15 protein-coding genes are annotated in these 16,806 nt (G+C 37.2%); 12 read left to right on the top strand and 3 right to left on the bottom strand.

Annotated elements, in window-relative coordinates; all coding sequences use genetic code 11:
• Positions 1-67: 67 nt before the first annotated feature.
• The 11 genes from lysS to ACQV2O_RS06805 all read left to right on the top strand — a co-directional run bounded on the left by lysS (position 68) and on the right by ACQV2O_RS06805 (position 10,849).
• Positions 68-1,579 carry a lysine--tRNA ligase gene (gene lysS / locus ACQV2O_RS06855; protein ID WP_428873220.1) on the top strand — a complete coding sequence of 504 codons (1,512 nt, stop codon included), beginning with the start codon at positions 68-70 and terminating at the stop codon, positions 1,577-1,579.
• A gap of 111 nt (positions 1,580-1,690) precedes the next feature.
• Positions 1,691-2,266, top strand: coding sequence for a TMEM175 family protein (locus tag ACQV2O_RS06850; RefSeq protein WP_428873222.1), 576 nt, complete (start codon positions 1,691-1,693; stop codon positions 2,264-2,266).
• 111 nt (positions 2,267-2,377) lie between these two features.
• Complete coding sequence (locus ACQV2O_RS06845; RefSeq protein ID WP_428873224.1) at positions 2,378-2,671, top strand: GNAT family N-acetyltransferase; 294 nt, start codon at positions 2,378-2,380, stop codon at positions 2,669-2,671.
• Positions 2,672-2,870: 199 nt separating this feature from the next.
• The gene (locus ACQV2O_RS06840; protein WP_428875352.1) at positions 2,871-3,962 is read left to right on the top strand and encodes a hypothetical protein; all 1,092 of its coding nucleotides are present in this window, start codon (positions 2,871-2,873) and stop codon (positions 3,960-3,962) included.
• A gap of 136 nt (positions 3,963-4,098) precedes the next feature.
• Complete coding sequence (locus ACQV2O_RS06835; protein WP_428875351.1) at positions 4,099-4,275, top strand: hypothetical protein; 177 nt, start codon at positions 4,099-4,101, stop codon at positions 4,273-4,275.
• Between the two features lies 1 nt (position 4,276).
• Positions 4,277-4,699, top strand: a complete 423-nt coding sequence (locus tag ACQV2O_RS06830; RefSeq protein ID WP_428875350.1) for a hypothetical protein — start codon at positions 4,277-4,279, stop codon at positions 4,697-4,699.
• Positions 4,700-5,090: 391 nt separating this feature from the next.
• Positions 5,091-5,504, top strand: coding sequence for a 30S ribosomal protein S12 (gene rpsL / locus ACQV2O_RS06825; protein WP_258436774.1), 414 nt, complete (start codon positions 5,091-5,093; stop codon positions 5,502-5,504).
• 38 nt (positions 5,505-5,542) lie between these two features.
• A complete protein-coding gene (rpsG, locus tag ACQV2O_RS06820) occupies positions 5,543-6,013 on the top strand; it encodes a 30S ribosomal protein S7 (protein WP_090289529.1) in 471 nt (156 codons plus the stop codon).
• Between the two features lie 79 nt (positions 6,014-6,092).
• The gene (gene fusA / locus ACQV2O_RS06815) at positions 6,093-8,183 is read left to right on the top strand and encodes an elongation factor G (protein ID WP_428873229.1); all 2,091 of its coding nucleotides are present in this window, start codon (positions 6,093-6,095) and stop codon (positions 8,181-8,183) included.
• A gap of 141 nt (positions 8,184-8,324) precedes the next feature.
• Positions 8,325-9,512 carry an elongation factor Tu gene (gene tuf / locus ACQV2O_RS06810; protein WP_428873231.1) on the top strand — a complete coding sequence of 396 codons (1,188 nt, stop codon included), beginning with the start codon at positions 8,325-8,327 and terminating at the stop codon, positions 9,510-9,512.
• A 122-nt stretch (positions 9,513-9,634) separates the two neighbouring features.
• The gene (locus tag ACQV2O_RS06805; protein ID WP_428875349.1) at positions 9,635-10,849 is read left to right on the top strand and encodes a mechanosensitive ion channel; all 1,215 of its coding nucleotides are present in this window, start codon (positions 9,635-9,637) and stop codon (positions 10,847-10,849) included.
• A gap of 70 nt (positions 10,850-10,919) precedes the next feature.
• Here ACQV2O_RS06805 and ACQV2O_RS06800 read toward each other — a convergent pair whose 3' ends face one another.
• Genes ACQV2O_RS06800 through ppdK form a run of 3 tightly spaced genes read right to left on the bottom strand, consistent with a single transcriptional unit; the run spans position 10,920 to position 14,998 of the window.
• Positions 10,920-11,741, bottom strand: coding sequence for a pyruvate, water dikinase regulatory protein (locus ACQV2O_RS06800; RefSeq protein ID WP_428875347.1), 822 nt, complete (start codon positions 11,739-11,741; stop codon positions 10,920-10,922).
• Position 11,742: 1 nt separating this feature from the next.
• Positions 11,743-12,357 carry a helix-turn-helix transcriptional regulator gene (locus ACQV2O_RS06795; RefSeq protein ID WP_258436781.1) on the bottom strand — a complete coding sequence of 205 codons (615 nt, stop codon included), beginning with the start codon at positions 12,355-12,357 and terminating at the stop codon, positions 11,743-11,745.
• 22 nt (positions 12,358-12,379) lie between these two features.
• Positions 12,380-14,998, bottom strand: a complete 2,619-nt coding sequence (gene ppdK / locus ACQV2O_RS06790; RefSeq protein ID WP_428873235.1) for a pyruvate, phosphate dikinase — start codon at positions 14,996-14,998, stop codon at positions 12,380-12,382.
• 262 nt (positions 14,999-15,260) lie between these two features.
• On the opposite strand from ppdK, the gene nox reads away from it, so the two are divergent.
• The gene (gene nox / locus ACQV2O_RS06785) at positions 15,261-16,604 is read left to right on the top strand and encodes a H2O-forming NADH oxidase (protein ID WP_428875346.1); all 1,344 of its coding nucleotides are present in this window, start codon (positions 15,261-15,263) and stop codon (positions 16,602-16,604) included.
• The last annotated feature ends 202 nt before the right edge of the window (positions 16,605-16,806 follow it).

Here is a 16,806-nt window from a genome sequence, read left to right as displayed (position 1 = left end):
ATGACAAACTGAACGACTTCATGTAAAATGAAAGGGACAGTATAAAGAAATAGTGGGAGGAAAGCCAATGTCTGATGTAAAAGATAATCCAGAATTTGAAGAATTAAATGACCAGTTAGTAGTCAGAAGACAAAAGATGCAAGAAATGTCTGAAGCAGGAGTCAATCCTTTTGCTGCAGGATTTGAACGCAGTGACTATTCAAAGGCTTTAATTGAAAAGTATGATCATTTATCCAAAGAAGACTTGCAAGAAAAAGAAGCGATTGAAGTTTCTATTGCTGGCCGTATCGTTTCTAAGCGCGGAAAAGGAAAAGCAGGTTTTGCTCACCTGTTAGACATGAAAGGTAAGTTGCAGATTTATGTTCGCCAGGATCAAGTGGGTGAAGCTGCCTTTACTTGGTGGAACGCTGCCGATTTAGGAGATATTGTGGGGGTTCGCGGCAACTTGTTTAAGACAAAAACAGGGGAACTTTCAGTTAAAGCAAAGGAGTTTATTCCTTTAACAAAAGCTTTAAGACCACTACCTGATAAATTCCATGGTTTGACAAACGTTGAACAGAAATATCGCCAACGTTATTTAGACCTAATTGCCAACGAAGAAAGTTTTGATCGCTTTGTCAACCGTTCAAAGATTATTCGCGAAGTGAGACATTATTTAGACGATTTAGATTATCTAGAGGTTGAAACTCCTGTCTTACATAATCTAGCAGGTGGAGCGTCAGCTAGACCTTTCATTACACATCATAATGCATTAGACATGGAACTATACTTACGGATTGCTTTAGAATTACATTTGAAGCGTTTAGTAATAGGCGGTATGGAAAAAGTATACGAAATCAGTCGTGTCTTCCGTAATGAAGGAATTGATACTACCCATAACCCTGAATTCACTATGATTGAAGTGTATACAGCTTATACAGTTTATACGGATATTATGGACTTAACAGAAGGGTTGATTCGCCATGTTGCCAAGAAAGTCTTAGGGACTGCTATGATTGATTATGATGGTAAAAAGGTAGATTTGGAAACGCCTTGGGCACGTCGCCATATGGTTGATTTAATTAAAGAAGAAACCGGTGTCGATTTCTGGCAAGAGATGACTCTAGAAGAAGCTAAAGCTTTAGCTAAAGAACATCAAGTCCCAGTTGAAGACCACGATTTGTCAGTAGGACATATTATTAATAACTTCTTTGAAGAAAAGGTAGAAGATACATTAGTTCAGCCTACTTTTGTTTATGGACATCCGGTTGAAATTTCACCATTGGCTCGAAAAAACGAAGAGGATCCACGTTTTACCGACCGCTTTGAATTGTTTATTGTTGGTAAAGAATATGCGAATGCCTTTACAGAGTTAACGGATCCAATTGATCAAAGAGAACGTTTTGAAGCTCAAATGGCAGAAAAAGATGCTGGAAATGACGAAGCGCATCCAGTTGACGAAGATTTCTTAGAAGCATTAGAGCACGGAATGCCTCCAACTGGTGGTTTAGGAATTGGTATTGACCGTTTAGTAATGTTATTAACGGATTCACAATCCATTCGTGATGTCCTCTTATTCCCAACATTAAGAAATAATTAAGAATTGAATTGATTAAGAAATTACCACAAACTGGATAGAGATTTGTTTGTGGTGTTTCTTTTGAAATAGTTAAAAATCTAAACCTCTCAACATTAAATAAAGGAGAATACTATGAATACAAGTAGAGCAGAAGCGTTTAGCGATGGAGTTTTAGCAATTGTTATTACTATCATGGTTTTAAAATTACAACCCCCAGCTAGTTTAGACCTAGCTGGATTGAAAGAAATATATCCGACTCTATTAGCCTATATACTAAGTTATGCATATGTGGGGATATACTGGGCCAATCATCATCATTTATTAGCCGTTTTAAAAACAGTCAATGGTAAAATTTTATGGCGTAACTTATTTTGGCTCTTTTTTATGTCTTTGATACCAACTTTCACGGAATGGATGGGCTTAAACCCTTCTGTTAAACTACCAGCCTTTTTTTATGGATTCATCTTACTAATGTGTGCTGTTTCTTATAATATTTTACAAACAGAAATTATTCGGGTGAATGGCAAGGATTCAGATTTAGCTAAAAAGATTGGTAAGGATTTCAAAGGGAAAGGTTCGATTGTTTTTTATATTCTTGCTTTGATTTTCGCTTTTTATCAGCCTCTAATTTCTTATCTAATATATGTGGCGATAGCTTTATTATGGATTATTCCAGATAAGCGACTAGAAAGCACCTTTTATAAATAGTCTTTCATTTATTTCTACGAATTTTTAAATATTGATATGGCAAATCATATTTTTTTAATTTTTGCGATTAATAGGTTATTATAGAATTAACACAATTAAGGAGGGCTAGTAATGGAATTTTTAAGAGAAGATCATGCCATTGTTTTACGTAATGAAGAAAACGAGATGATTGCCGAGATAACTTATCGAGATACTGATGATGAAAAGTTAGTGGTGGCTAACCATACCTTTACTTCAGATAGTCTTAGAGGTCAAGGAATTGCTGGTAAGCTTTTAGATGAGTTAGTAGCAGATATGCAACAGCAAGGTAAAAAAATATATCCCAGTTGTCCATATGTCATTAGAAAATTTGATGAGGAAGCAGAAAAATATAGGCATATAGATGCTCGTAAACACCCAGCTTAACAGTTGCTAATCATATAACCAAAAGTAGTTTCATCTACTTTTGGTTTTTTTAAGGTCTTTAATTAGACAATAAAGCGCTTCCGTGATAACCTTTTAATTAGTAGGTCTATTTCAAATATTTTAATAGTAAGTTGGAAAACACAGTGCTTACGACCTAAGTATTGATTTTATTTACAAAATATAGAAAGGAAGGATCAAGATGAGTTACAGTTTTATTGCAAATTTAAGAGAGTTACAAAGTCAAAAAGATTTGATGCGCCTTTCCCTTTATATGCCTACTAATCGTGGAGGTTTAAATAGGCAAGAAGACCTGATTCAATTTAAAAATCTAATTCAGCAAGTTAAATCTAAGCTGGAAGAAGTTGATAAAGATGAAGCAAATAAGATTTTAAAAGAAATTGAAAGAATTCGAAACGATAAAAATTTTTGGGATCAAACTAAAGAAGGTCTAGCCCTTTTTATCAGTCCTAAAGATGTTGAAGTTGCCTATTTACGTAATGAATTTAAACCTTCGATTCATCTAGGAAATGAATTTTATCTTTTACCTTTATTGGCTTATTATGAGGAACTTCATGAAGTAATCATTGCAGATATATCTAAAGATTCGGTGGACTTTTTTGATGCCAACCAGTTTAATGCCGAAGCCCTTACTCTAGACCCTGCGATTGAAGTGAAAGACTTTTCAGAGATTTATGATGATTTAGACGCTGACTCTCAAGTCAATGTACACTCTTATGGCGGACGTCAAGAGCCTGGTATGCATCATGGACACCGAGCTACTCCAGAAGAAAAAGATCTAGATCGCGCAAAATATTTCAATTACTTGCATAAAAAAATGCAAGAAGTAGCTAAACATTATCACCGGCCAATTTTATTAGCAGGAACAGTTGAGAACATAGGCCATTACAAAAAAGTTAATGAAAACACCGCTATTTATTATGATTCAACAATCGACAAACCCTTCCAATCCATGGATGCTAAAGCGAAAACCAAACTTTTAAAAGAGACCCTTAGTCAAAATCAGCAAGAATTCGCAAAAGAAAAGATTGATCAAATTGAAAAAGCTCGTAATCAAGGGAAAGTCATTCATGATTTTGAAGAGATTAAAGGGCTGATCCATGAAGGGCGTATCGAAGAATGGGTGATTCAATACTTTACAGACAACTTATTAGATGGAGAGGCTTTAAATCATTGGGTGATCAAAGCCATGGATCAAGGGGTTAAAATTTCTCTTGTTTTGGAAAAAGTTGAAGGGATTAAACAACAGTTTTCTGCTCTTTTAAGGTACTAAAAAAGAGATGAATTTATCCCTTTATAGCAAAAGATTACCAAACATTTTGGGCCATGTAATAGAATGAAAGCGATGCATGATTCCATAGTTATGCATCGCTTTTTAATTGTTTAAATAGATAGAGGAGTGTTTCTATTTGAATCGAAAGACATTGACGATAGCTTTTGCCTATGTGGGCGTAGTAACAGGGACGAGACTGACTTCAGGCCAAGAGCTACTGCAATGTTTTATTAGTTTTGGTTCTGTTGGCCTATTCGGTCTATTCTTGGTAGGGCTCATGCATGCCTTAATGGGTGCTATTGTCCGGAGCTAGTTTGCAGCAGCAATTTAATTTAAATAGCATTTGGGGTAGCGCCTTGTATGTTCTATTAGTTTTGATTATTGCATCCTTTGAGTTTGAAAAATCCAACAAATTATTGGTTTTTTACGCCGGTCTTAATTATTTTATTATCCTAGTTTTTATCGATACTTTATTTAACTATCGGTTTGATTTTGAAAAGATTGAAGTGATGAGTCAAGAACTCAATCAGCTTTTCCCTTCGATAATTTTGCCTAGCTTAAACTATTTTTCAATGTGTTTTATAACGGGTTTTTCCATGGCAGTTGTTATCAGTGGTGATGCCCTGCGCCTTCAGTTTACTTTCGCTTGTGCGCATCGCCTATCTAGTAAGCAACCCGACAAGTTTTATACCTACTATGTAGCAGTTACTTTAGCGGGGTTTGCTCTAAGTTTTTAGGATTTAAAGAATTAGTTGCTAGCATGTATCCTATTTTAGGCTTTATTTCTGTCAAGGATCGCTCCGCTTTCCTCTTTGACAGAAACAAAGAATTTGAGGACGAGACGCTAAGACATAAGCATGCCCATTTAGAAGCACCTTGTGTAACATATGTTTGACAACTCTAGACAAGTTTTTAAAATATATGCGAAATTTAATTGACGAGGAAAAAACTACATGGTAAGATAATAAAGGTGTTTTTATTGACAGATACCTGAAACTCAGTCGTGCTGACTGCTATAGATTCACCCTGAAGCGCAGTTTTGAAAATTTCAAGCCTGCGGAAAATTTATATTTATAAATGACACACTTGGATGTGTGGACTAAGAAAATAATGGAAGGAGGACTTTTGATGCCAACAATTAATCAATTGGTTAATAAACCTCGTAAATCAAAAGTAAGTAAATCAAATTCACCCGCATTAAACGTAGGTTACAACAGCTTCAAACGTTCTAACACAAAAACAATGTCTCCGCAAAAACGTGGGGTATGTACACGTGTAGGGACTATGACTCCTAAGAAACCGAACTCTGCTTTACGTAAGTATGCCCGTGTTCGTTTATCTAACCTTATGGAAGTAACAGCTTATATTCCAGGTGAAGGCCATAACTTGCAAGAGCACAGTGTGGTACTAATCCGTGGCGGACGTGTGAAAGACTTACCAGGGGTACGTTACCATATCGTTCGTGGAGCGCTGGATACTGCCGGTGTTAATGACCGTAAGCAAAGCCGTTCTAAATACGGTACTAAGAAACCTAAATCATAATTATAACAATCACCGATTTTTCGAAAGGAGGAGTTTAAATGACTCGTAAAGGGAATATTCCTAAACGTGAAGTGTTACCAGATCCAATTTATAATTCTAAAGTAGTAACTCGCACAATCAACCGTTTAATGGTTGACGGTAAGCGAGGTAAAGCATCATCTATTTTATATAGTGCATTTGATGTAATCCGTGAACAAACAGGCCAAGATCCAATGGAGGTTTTCGAACAAGCCATTGAAAACATCATGCCATTATTAGAAGTTAAAGCTCGTCGTGTTGGGGGTTCTAACTATCAAGTACCAGTTGAAGTAAGACCTGAGCGTCGTTATACTTTAGCGATTCGTTGGTTAGTGACATATTCTCGTTTACGTGGTGAAAAAACCATGGAACAACGTCTAGCACGTGAAATTATGGATGCAGCAAACAATACAGGTGCTTCTGTACGTAAGCGTGAAGATATGCATAAAATGGCAGAAGCTAACAAAGCCTTTGCGCATTATCGCTGGTAAGATTTATAATGGTATTGTTAACTTAGTGATTCTTTGTTAACAGATAATGATTCAAAAAAGGAAAGAGGGGTAAATATACATGGGAAAAAGAGCATTTTCTCTTGAGAAAACTCGTAACATTGGAATTATGGCCCATATAGATGCTGGTAAGACAACGACTACTGAACGTATCTTGTATTATACCGGTAAGATCCATAAGATCGGTGAGACCCACGATGGTGGAGCTCAAATGGACTGGATGGAGCAAGAGCAAGAACGTGGTATTACCATTACTTCTGCTGCAACAACAGCTCAATGGAAAGAACACCGTGTAAATATCATCGATACACCAGGACACGTGGATTTTACGGTTGAGGTTGAACGTTCATTACGTGTATTGGATGGAGCGGTTGCCTTATTAGATGCTCAATCAGGTGTAGAACCTCAAACTGAAACAGTTTGGCGTCAAGCTACTACCTATGGAGTACCTCGTATTGTATTTGTTAATAAAATGGACAAAATGGGAGCTGACTTTGAATATTCACTAAGAACCCTTCATGAGCGCTTAGACGCAAATGCAGTAGCTATGCAAGTTCCAATCGGATCTGAAGATGAATTCAAAGGAATCGTCGATATTGTTCATAAAAAAGCATATATTTATAATAACGATTTGGGGACAGAAATAGAAGAAACAGATATCCCAGAAGAATATCAAGAAAAAGCTGCTGAATATTATACAACTTTAGTTGAAGCAGTAGCTGATACTGATGAAGAAATTATGATGGCTTATCTTGAAGGGGAAGAAATTCCTGAGGATGTTTTGAAAAAAGCTATCCGTAAAGCAACAGTTAATGTTGACTTATACCCAGTCTTCTGTGGTACAGCCTTCAAAAACAAAGGGGTTCAATTATTACTAGATGGTGTTATTGATTACTTACCAAGTCCACTAGATGTTCCACCAATTATTGGTTTCGAACCAGGAAGTGAAAAGGAAATTGAACACCATGCGGATGACAGTGAGTCATTTGCAGCTTTAGCCTTCAAAGTTATGACAGACCCATTCGTTGGTCGTTTAACTTTCTTCCGCGTTTACTCAGGAACATTGGCATCTGGTTCATATGTTCAAAACGCAACTAAAGATTCGCGTGAGCGTGTAGGTCGTATCTTACAAATGCACGCTAACTCTCGTGAGGAAATTGCTGAAGTATTCTCGGGAGATATTGCTGCAGCTGTTGGTCTTAAGAATACAGGAACTGGAGATACTTTATGTGACCCAGATAACTTAGTTATTCTTGAATCAATGGAATTCCCTGATCCAGTTATTGAGGTAGCGATTGAACCTGATTCAAAAGCTGACCAAGATAAGATGGGCTTAGCCTTAGCTAAGTTAGCTGAAGAAGATCCAACCTTCCGTGCTTCAACTGACCATGAGACTGGTCAGACAATTATTGCCGGAATGGGAGAATTACACTTAGATATCATCGTTGACCGCTTAAAACGTGAATTTAAAGTTTCAGCTACGGTTGGTGCACCACAAGTTTCTTACCGTGAGACCTTCCGTGCCGCGACACAAGCTGAAGGTAAATTCGTTCGTCAATCAGGTGGTAAAGGTCAGTATGGTCACGTATGGATCGAATTTGAACCAAATGAAGAAGGCGCTGGCTTTGAGTTTGAGAATGCGATTGTTGGTGGGGTTGTTCCTCGTGAATACATTCCAGCAGTAGAAGCAGGATTGAAAGATGCGATGGAAAATGGTGTCCTAGCAGGATTCCCATTAGTAGATATCAAAGCTAAGCTTTACGATGGATCTTATCACGATGTTGACTCTTCTGAAACAGCTTATAAGGTTGCGGCTTCAATGGCACTTAAGGCTGCTGCTAAGAAAGCACAACCTTCAATCCTTGAACCAATGATGGCTGTTGAAGTAACAGTTCCTGAAGAATATTTAGGAGATGTTATGGGACACGTGAACTCTCGCCGTGGACGTATTGAAGGTACTTCAACACGTGGAAACGCACAAATTGTTAAATCATTCATTCCTTTATCAGAAATGTTTGGCTACGCAACGACTTTACGTTCTTCAACTCAAGGTCGTGGTACATTTACAATGCAATTCGACCACTACGAAGATGTTCCAAAATCAATCGCTGAAGAAATCATCAAAAAATACGGTGGGTCTTCAGAAAATTAATCATAAGCAATAAAGGCTTATTAAGAAGAAAGACCAAGGTTAAGGGAAATATCCGTTGAATTCACTTCAATATCTTTGGTATAATAATTTTGATAGATTACATAATCTATAAACACTTTAAAATTAGGGGGATTTACTCAAATGGCAAAAGAAAAATACGAACGTACGAAACCGCATGTTAACATTGGTACTTTAGGACACGTTGACCACGGAAAAACAACTTTATCAGCTGCAATCGCGACTGTATTAGCTAAAAACGGATTCGGTGAAGCTAAGGACTATGCTTCAATCGATAACGCTCCAGAAGAAAAAGAACGTGGAATCACAATCAACACTTCTCATATCGAGTATGAAACTGCTAACCGTCACTATGCACATATTGACGCTCCAGGACACGCGGACTACGTTAAGAACATGATCACTGGTGCTGCTCAAATGGACGGTGCGATCTTGGTTGTATCTGCAGCTGATGGCCCAATGCCACAAACTCGTGAACACATCTTATTATCGCGTCAAGTAGGAGTTCCTTACTTCGTAGTCTTCTTAAACAAAGTAGACATGGTTGACGATGAAGAATTATTAGAATTAGTTGAAATGGAAGTTCGTGACATGTTATCAGAATACGACTATCCAGGAGATGACATTCCAGTAATCGCAGGTTCTGCTCTTAAAGCTTTAGAAGGCGACGAAGCTTATGAAGCTAAAGTATTAGAGCTAATGGAAGAAGTAGATGCATATATTCCAGAACCAGAGCGTGACACTGACAAGCCATTCATGATGCCAGTCGAAGACGTATTCTCTATTACTGGTCGTGGTACAGTTGCTACAGGACGTGTTGAACGTGGACAAGTTCGTGTAGGTGACGAAGTTGAAATTGTAGGTATCGCTGAAGATACTATGAAGTCTACAGTAACTGGTGTAGAAATGTTCCGTAAGATGTTAGACTATGCTGAAGCAGGGGACAACATTGGTGCATTATTACGTGGAGTTACACGTGATGATATTGAGCGTGGACAGGTATTAGCAGCTCCAGGAACTATTACTCCACATACTAAGTTCGAAGCGGAAGTATATGTACTTTCTAAAGAAGAGGGTGGACGTCATACACCATTCTTTACTAACTATCGTCCTCAATTCTACTTCCGTACAACTGACGTAACAGGTGTTGTAGAATTACCAGAAGGAACTGAAATGGTTATGCCTGGTGACAACGTATCTATGACAGTAGAATTAATTCACCCAATCGCTATCGAAGACGGAACTCGTTTCTCAATTCGTGAAGGTGGACGTACTGTAGGTGCAGGTACTGTTACTAAAATTAATGCTTAATTAAATATTAAGAACAAAAGCCAAGCAAAGTACTTGGCTTTTTTATTTTAGATTAATGTTTGTTGTATCAAGCTTAATCATGCTATACTAAAAGTAAATAAAATTTAGAAAGGGGAATGACGATGGATTTTAACAGTGTTGTTAGCTCTATTCCTGGAATAATAGGCTCATTACTTTTATTAATAGCAGCATTGATTTTGGCGCATTTTGCGAGAAAATATGCGATTAAGGCTATGGAGAGTATCGACTTTGACTTGAAATTACAAAAATGGGGGTTAGCTAGAACCGATGAGGAATCTAATGCCTTCTTAGAAACAATAGGCACTTTATTATATTTTATTATTGTACTTTTCTTTGTACCTTTCATTTTAAATGGATTAGGATTGGCAGGGGTTGTTGATCCAATATCTAATATGTTTGCGAAGTTTTTTGCTTACATTCCAAACATTATTGCAGCCGTTTTAATTATATTCATTGGCAACTTATTCTGTAAGTTTGTTAAACAGTTAACGCAAAACTTACTAGAAGGTTTCAATTTAGATAAGTGGTATAGTAAGATGACGGGGCAGGAAGAAAAAGAAAGAGTCAATGATACACATCTAGCTGAAGTGTTTTCGACCGTTGTTTATGTCTTAATATTTATTCCGATTTTAACAGTGGCCCTTGAAACACTAGGTATTCAGACTATTTCAGCACCGATTGTCGGTGTATTAAACTCTGTAATGTCAGCAATTCCTAATATAATTGTGGCAGTTATTCTTGTTTTTGTCGGTGGCTTCATTGCAAAATTGTTAGGTGATTTATTAGAAAGCCTATTAAAGACATCTGGTATCGACCAATATTCAAAATATTTAAATTTTAAAGGTGAAAGCCATATCCAAATTTCAAGCGTGATTGCTCAAGTGGCTAAATCACTATTACTTATTTTCTTTATTGTCGAAGCTATTTCAGTTCTTAACTTAGAAGTATTAAATGCGATAGGCACTTCTATTATTGCCTACATCCCTGATGTAATAGCTGCGGCGTTAATCTTAGCGGTAGGAGTAATTGGTGGTAATATTCTTGCAAGCTTTTTGAAAGAAGTTTCTGGTAGTAAAGTATTTGGAGAATTTGTTCGTTATGCTATTATTGTATTGGCGATTTTCATGACATTGAACCAATTAAAGTTTGCTCCAACAATTGTTAACGCGGCCTTTATTATTATTCTTAGTGCGGTAGCTGTTGCCTTCGCTCTTGCAGTTGGAATAGGTGGTAAGGATTTTGCTGCACGTCAACTAGAAAATATTGAAAAAAGCATTGAACACGAAGAAAAAGAAGAAGAACAGCAAAGATTCTAAAACTAATCAAAACAAAAAGCTCGCTATTCTTAATTGAATGAGCGAGCTTTTTTGTGATTGTAATTACGATTTATTGAATCAGTCGATTATAGTGACCAATGATTTGTTCAGATAACTCTTCAATCGATTGATTCTCTACATTAATCACGGTGGCACCTAGTTGATGATATAAATCATCTGCGAACATCAATTCTTGCTTTACTCTCTCAAGTGAAGAGTAAGTAGCTTTTTCACCTAACCCCATCATTTCGACTCGTTTTTTACGAATGTTTTGGATATATAGAGGAGAGGCAATCAAACCATATATTCTTCGTGAATCAGCCTGATAGATTTCATCAGGAATGTGAACTTCTGGAAAAATTGGTAAGTTGGCTACCTTATATGATTTATTAGCTAGGTACATACTTAAAGGTGTTTTGGAAGAGCGTGAAACTCCTAGCAATACAATGTCAGCTAATTCGAATCCTTTACGATTTTTACCATCATCGTACTTCACTGCAAATTCAATGGCTTGAATACGATCGAAGTAGTGATCATCGAGTCGATGTAGGGTTCCTGATTTTTCAGTAGCTGTCATATTTGTTTTTTGTGAAATAAGGTCTAGAATGGGGTGGATTACATTATGATAATCTAATCCGTTTTTCTTTGAGAACTCACTGGCGTAATTTTCTAGACCTTCATCAACTAAAGTAGTGATTAAAATCGCATTCACTTTAGCAGCCTCTTCAAGTATGGGTTTTAATTCATCCCGGGTGTTAATAAATGGAAATCTTTTTAAACTGATGTTGGTTAACTTTGGGAATTGGGCTAAAGCGGCGTTGGTAGCGCGTAGGGCTGTTTCACCGACAGAGTCGGAAATGACATAGAATTTGTAAGAATTGGTTACTGACATATTATTCCTCCGATTGGCTTAATTCAACCAAAAGATTCACGATATGAGTTTTTGATACTTTGCCAAGTATTTCATAGTCAGCGGTTACGATTGGCAGTGAATCAATCTGGTGTTCAGATATTAGGCGTGCCGCATCAAGCACCGTTTGATCGGGTTGAGCGACAATAATATTTGGCATTCTGGTCATTATAATGGTTAAGGGTGTATCCATTAACTGACCAATCGCTGAGCGGAGTAAATCCTTACGCGACACGATACCTGCTAGCTTGTGGTCTTCTTCATCAATTACATAGATAGAACCAGCATCATACATAAATAAGTGAGTAATTGCGTTTTGGACTGTAGTATCAGGTGTAACTGTGATAGCCTGGACCATAATATCTTTAACAAGATACTCTGAAAATGCTTCATATAATAAGGATTTTTCAGTTAATCCAGAATAAATATAGCCTACTTTTTGACGAGCATCGAGGATGCCCGTCATGGTTAAGACAGCGAAATCACTACGCAATGTTGATTTTGTTAAACCAAGCTTACTAGCAATTTCGTCGCCGGTGATTGGTTCATTTTCTTTAACGATTGAGATGATTTCTTCTTGTCGGGGTGAAAGTTTCATAGTTCCCCTCCTAGTTAATTAATTATACGTTTTTAATAGCGCTTTGTGCAGCGGCTAATTGTGCAATTGGTACACGGTAAGGTGAGCAAGATACATATGAAAGCCCTACTTGGTGGAAGTGTTCAATGGAACGAGGGTCTCCTCCTAGTTCTCCACAAACACCAATTTTCAAGTTTTCTTTCACGGATCGTCCTCGTTCTACAGCTATCTCAACAAGTTCTTTAACAGCAAAAGTATCAATAGTTTGGAAAGGATCATCTTTTAAAATGCCTTGGTCAAGGTATTGATTTAAGAATTTACCAGCGTCATCTCGTGAGTAGCCAAAGGTTAGTTGAGTCAAGTCATTGGTTCCGAACGAGAAGAATTCAGCGTCATTTGCTAATTGATCGGCAATTAAGCATGCACGAGGTGTTTCAACCATTACTCCAACTGTAAATTCCATACTTACCTTTTCTTGCTTTAGAACATTTTCTAAGTGTTCTTTTATTTTTGCTTTCAAGTGAATTAATTCAGCTTGACTACTCACTAAAGGAATCATGATTTCTGGTTTAACTTTAACACCGTCTTTTGCTACTTTCATAGCTGATCGGATAACTGCTTCTGCTTGCATGATATATAAGTCAGGGTAGGACATTCCCATACGACAACCACGGTGGCCCATCATAGGGTTAACTTCCTTCATAGACTGCACCCGGTCACTCAATTCAGAAGCATCAATTTGAAGTTGTTTAGCAACTTGTTTGATTTCATTTTGACCATGCGGTAAAAACTCATGTAAAGGAGCATCTAACAAACGTACTACCACTGGTTTTTCTTGCATTAACTCAAAGATATGTGAAAAATCTTCGGTTTGGAAATTACGGATAGCATCTAAAGATGTTTGACGATCAGCAGGGTTTTTGGCAAGTAAGAATTTGCGGATGGCTATTAGACGGTCTTCTTGGAAGAACATATGTTCAGTTCTAACTAGTCCAATACCAACTGCTCCAAAACGTAAACCGTTTTCAATATCTGAAGCTGTTTCGGCATTCATACGAATAGCTAATTGAGCATGCTGACGAGACCATTCTAAGACCTTATCTAAGTCTTCATTTGCTCCGCCTGCAACTGTTGGGATTTCACCGATGTAAAGACATCCTGTCGTACCGTCTACAGAAATGATATCTCCTTCATTTAGTTGACCACCAGGATAAGATAAAGTCTTCTTATCTTCATTGATGTCCAATTCACTACAACCAGCTACACAGCATTTACCCATTCCGCGAGCAACAACCGCTGCATGAGAAGTCATTCCTCCTTGACTGGTTACAATGCCATTAGCAGAGTTCATACCCACAATATCTTCAGGTGAAGTTTCATGACGCACTAAAATAACTGATTTGCCAGCATCTGCCCACTCTTTTGCAGTGACTGCATCAAAAACGATTTGTCCAGTTGCAGCACCCGGACTGGCTGGCAAGCCCAACTTAGAAACTAATTCAGCTTGATTTAGAGCATTCGGATCAAAGGCAGGGTGTAGCAATGTATGGAGGGATTCTGGATTAATAGTTAGAAGGGCTTGGTCGGGTGATAAGATGCCTTCATTTACAAAGTCCACCGCAATTTTGACAGCTGCTTGAGCAGTCCGCTTGCCATTTCTTGTTTGCAGAATATACAATTTTTTATCCTCAATCGTAAACTCAATATCCTGCATATCCGAATAGTGCTTTTCAAGTTTCTCAGTTAATTCTATGATTTGTTGATAGATGTTAGGGAATTGGTCACGTAGACGATTAATTGAAACAGGGGTACGTATACCAGCAACTACGTCTTCTCCTTGTGCATTAGTTAAGTACTCACCGTATAATTCGTGCTTACCGTTTGCGGGATTACGTGTGAAGAGAACACCTGTACCAGAAGTTTCGCCACTATTACCAAAGACCATTTCTTGGATGTTAACAGCAGTACCTAAGTCATCTGGAATATTGTTTAAGCGACGGTAAACAATAGCCCGTTGATTATTCCAAGATTTGAAGACAGCTTCAACCGCTGCGTAAATCTGTTGGTAAACATCTTGAGGGAATGGATGGTTCAATTCTTCTTGATAGATAGCTTGATAATCTTTAACAATTCCTTTAAGGTGTTCAGCTGTCAATTCGTAATCATAGTGCAAATGATTGTCTAATTTAACTTGCTTAAGAATTTTTTCAAACTTAGCCATATCGATTTCATAAACGACGTTCCCATACATTTGTAGAAGACGACGATAACAGTCGTATGCGAAACGTTCATTGTTGGTGATTTGAGCTAATTTTAAGACATTTTCATCGTTAAGCCCTAAGTTTAATATAGTATCCATCATACCTGGCATAGAGATTTTTGCTCCAGAGCGAACGGAAACTAATAATAATTTTTCTGGATCATTAAAGGTCTTGCCTGAGATTTCTTCAAGATGGCTCACGGCTTCGGCAATTTCATCTTTAAGCTCAGTTTTTAACCCCTTAGCTTCCTCTAAGTATTCCAAACATGCTTGAGTCGAAATAGTAAATCCTTGGGGAACAGGGAAGCCTAGACTAGTCATTTCAGCCAAGTTGGCTCCTTTACCGCCTAATAGATCCTTCATTTTGGCATTTCCTTCACCAAATGCATAAACACGTTTCATCAACAAACCTCCTAAAAATTTAAGTAGTGCAACTTATCGTATTATATAATGCACACTATTACTTGTCAATCTAAAATAAGCCACAAAAATTATTGTTTTTAACGCTATGTAAGTTTAATAGTGTTGCTTATTTAAACGCTAAAATGTTTAATGAAAGCACATGATAAAAAGAAGGGTAAAAATTGTCTTATTTTCGAGAGAATGGTAAAATATAGGCGTACAATTAGCTTGTGAAAAAAACAATTTGGAGGCAGAAATATTTATGAAAGTGATCATCATTGGAACAAACCATGCTGGAATAGCAGCGGCAAATACTTTGTTAGAAAATTATCCAGAGCACGAAATTGTGATGTTGGAACGTAATTCAAATCTTTCTTATCTTGGCTGCGGAACAGCTTTATGGGTAGGTCGTCAAATTGATGATTATAAGGGTCTTTTCTATACAAACGAGGAGGCTTTCGCTAAAAAAGGAGCCCGAATTTATACTGAAACTGAGGTTTCTAACATCGATTTTTCGAATAAAAAGGTATACGCTCTGAAAAAAGATGGCGAAAAACTTGAGGAAAGCTATGATAAATTAATCTTAGCTACAGGATCATTGCCAATCACTCCTAAATTCCCGGGTCATGATTTGGAAGGATTACACTTCTTAAAATTATTCCAAGAAGGACAAGCGGTTGATAAAGCCTTAGCAGATAAAGGGGCAAAAAATGTTTGTGTAATTGGTGCAGGTTATATCGGTGTCGAAATTGCTGAAGCTGCTAAGAGACGTGGAAAAAACGTTCGCATTTTTGATGCTGAAAAAACTTCACTAGCTAGTTACTATGATCCTGAATTCGCTAAGATGATGGACCAAAACTTAGAGCGTAATGGCATATCAACACATTTTGGTGAATTAGTTCAAGAATATATCGGTGAAAACGGTAAAGTTAAGGCTGTGAGAACAGATAAGGGCACTTATGAAGCAGATGTGGTAATTAATTCAATCGGCTTCCAAGCGAATACCGAGTTAGGTAAAGACCATCTCGACTTATTTGAAGGTGGAGCATATCTTGTAGACCGCCATTTTAAAACATCAGATGATGATGTCTATGCGATTGGAGACTGTGCCAGCAATTACTCCAATGCCATTCAGGATACAACATACATTGCCTTAGCTTCTAATGCGGTTCGATCAGGTATTGTTGCAGCTCATAACCTTGCAGGTACTGAGTTGGAAGGAGCTGGTGTACAGGGATCAAACGGAATTAATATTTTCAACTTAAAATTAGTCTCAACTGGTTTGACGTTAAAGGCAGCTGAACTAGCAGGTGTTGATGTAGACTATGTAGAACATGAAGATACACAATTTCCCGGATTTATGCCTGAAAATCATCAAGTCAAAATAAGAATTGTCTATGAAAAGACAAGTCGTCGGATAGTAGGGGCTCAGCTAGCTTCAGATTACGATGTATCTTTATTAATCCATATGTTTTCACTAGCTATTCAAGAAGAAGTTACGATTGATAAGTTAGCCTTATTAGATACCTTCTTCCTACCTCACTTTAACCAACCGTATAATTACATTACTGTGGCTGCTTTAAAAGCTAAAAAACAATTAAAGTAAGATAATTTAAAATCCTCTATTTAAAATCCTCTATATAATAAGGTAGCAATTATGTTTTTCTAGGAAAATTGATATTAGTTTTCCTGCAGCTAAAAAAACATAAAAGCTATCTTTTTTTATAAATACTCAAGAAAGCTTTGATTATCGCTGTCAACCGTAAATGAAAATGTCCTGAAATTTTAAAAATTTGCGGGATAAAACT

The sequence above is a fragment of the Facklamia sp. P13055 genome (genome assembly GCF_050409445.1).
In the GTDB taxonomy this organism is placed as follows: Bacteria; Bacillota; Bacilli; order Lactobacillales; family Aerococcaceae; genus Facklamia.
Note: the sequence above shows the minus strand (reverse complement) of the source record. Positions and strands in the feature narration are given on the sequence as shown.